This window comes from Limimaricola sp. G21655-S1 (assembly GCF_027213785.1).
Taxonomy (GTDB): Bacteria; Pseudomonadota; Alphaproteobacteria; order Rhodobacterales; family Rhodobacteraceae; genus Limimaricola.
Map to the genome: position 1 here is coordinate 1 of NZ_JAPWGO010000063.1, position 1,543 is coordinate 1,543.

Consider the following 1,543-nt stretch of genomic DNA (forward strand, 5'->3'; position numbering starts at 1 on the left):
CGGTCTTAGGTAGCAGATGCACCAAATTGCCGGATGGACCGAGATAACGAAGTTCGCTGCAATGGTGGCATGGCCGAGCCCCTGATCATCCAGACGCTGACGCAGAAACGCGCCGAGATTCTCGGGCAGATCAAGGCCTACGAGACGCAGATCGCGCATGCGAAGCACGACCTTGCCCATGTGAACGCGACAATCGAGCTGTTCGCGGCGCCCGAACGCCGACGGGCGCGCTACATCGTGAGCCATGGCTTTTTCAAGAAAGGCGAGATCGCTGACATCTGCGTGCAGCACCTGGGGGTGGACGTCGAGTTGACCACCCGGGAGCTGGCGGAGCGGGTGATGATCGAGCGCGGCCTCGAGGTGTCGGACACGGCGCTGCGGAACTCGGTCGTGTTCAAGGTCGTCCAGGCGCTGCGGCACGCCAGGCACCGGCGGCTCGTCCGGCTGGTGGAAAAGCGCAAGGGCATGTGCGTCTGGAGCGCCGGAGACGCCGTCACGCTGCGCGTCGTTGCCAATACCCCTTCCACGCCCGGCTGACCGGCGCCGCCAGCGCGCCGCCGATGAGACGGTCCGCGAGGCCGCCGTTGCTGTCGAAGCGGTGATCCTCGAGCCAGGCGGCGTGCGCCGCGTAGGCATCGAGGTATCGACCCTCCACCCGAATGTGCTGGCCGCCGATCATGCGCCGCAGCCGCGAGAAGTAGCTCTCGGCCAGGTTGGTATGAACGCCCTCGCGGCTGTAGGCCTCGGAATGATTGACGCGTTTCATCTCGAAGTCGGGCTCGAGGACGTCCCAGTGCGCAACCTCGTCGGCCGAGATGACGCTGCCTGAGGCAATCCGTTCCCGGGCGAAGTCGACAGCCTGAGCTTCGCGCAGGAAGGTTCGGGGCAGCGTCCGACCGCCGCGCTGGCGCAGAACAACAACCACTCTGCGCTTGCCGCTGCGGTTGGCGAGCAGGCGGCGATCGACCCGGTCGTCGCGTGCGTTGGCGGGCCGGACCTGGCCACCGAACACGGCCCCGTCCACTTCGACCTCCCCCTCGAGCCGGGTCTCCCGGGTCTCGAGCGTCATCGTCTCCCGCAGCTTGTGCATCAGCACGAAGGCCGTCTTGTGCTGCACGTCCAGATCCCGCGAAAGCTGGACCGCCGACAGACCCTTGGCGGCGTTGACGAACAGGCAGATCGCCCCGAGCAGATCGACGAAGGCCAGCTTGCGCGAGGCGAAGACGGTGCCGGAGGTGACGCTGAACTGCCGGTGGCAGGCGGCGCACTTGAACCGGCGTCGGGTGTTCAGATCGTAGATGTCGAGGCAGCCGCAGAGCGGGCAGACCGGAGCGCCCTCCGTCTCGGGCCATCGCAGCCGACAGAAGCGCCGATATGCGGCGTTCTCCCCTTCCTCGTAGATCGTCCTGAGAGACAGGGTCCGGGCAGCAGCGGAAAGCAGGAAATGCTGGGACATGAGCGCCTCGCTACGCGAAACATGTTCCTATCCTGTTCCTGCCCGACCTCCAAAGCAAGAGTTTGGTGCATCTGCTACCTAAGACCG

At 65.7% G+C, this 1,543-nt stretch carries 2 protein-coding genes; one reads left to right on the plus strand and one right to left on the minus strand.

What is annotated here, in order from left to right:
• Positions 1 to 69: 69 nt before the first annotated feature.
• Positions 70 to 537 carry a hypothetical protein gene (locus O4G76_RS19805; RefSeq protein ID WP_269398875.1) on the plus strand — a complete coding sequence of 156 codons (468 nt, stop codon included), beginning with the start codon at positions 70 to 72 and terminating at the stop codon, positions 535 to 537.
• On the opposite strand, the gene O4G76_RS19810 is transcribed toward O4G76_RS19805, so the two are convergent.
• Positions 494 to 1,456, minus strand: coding sequence for an IS1595 family transposase (locus O4G76_RS19810; RefSeq protein ID WP_269398876.1), 963 nt, complete (start codon positions 1,454 to 1,456; stop codon positions 494 to 496). The genes O4G76_RS19805 and O4G76_RS19810 overlap by 44 nt on opposite strands.
• Positions 1,457 to 1,543 lie beyond the last annotated feature (87 nt).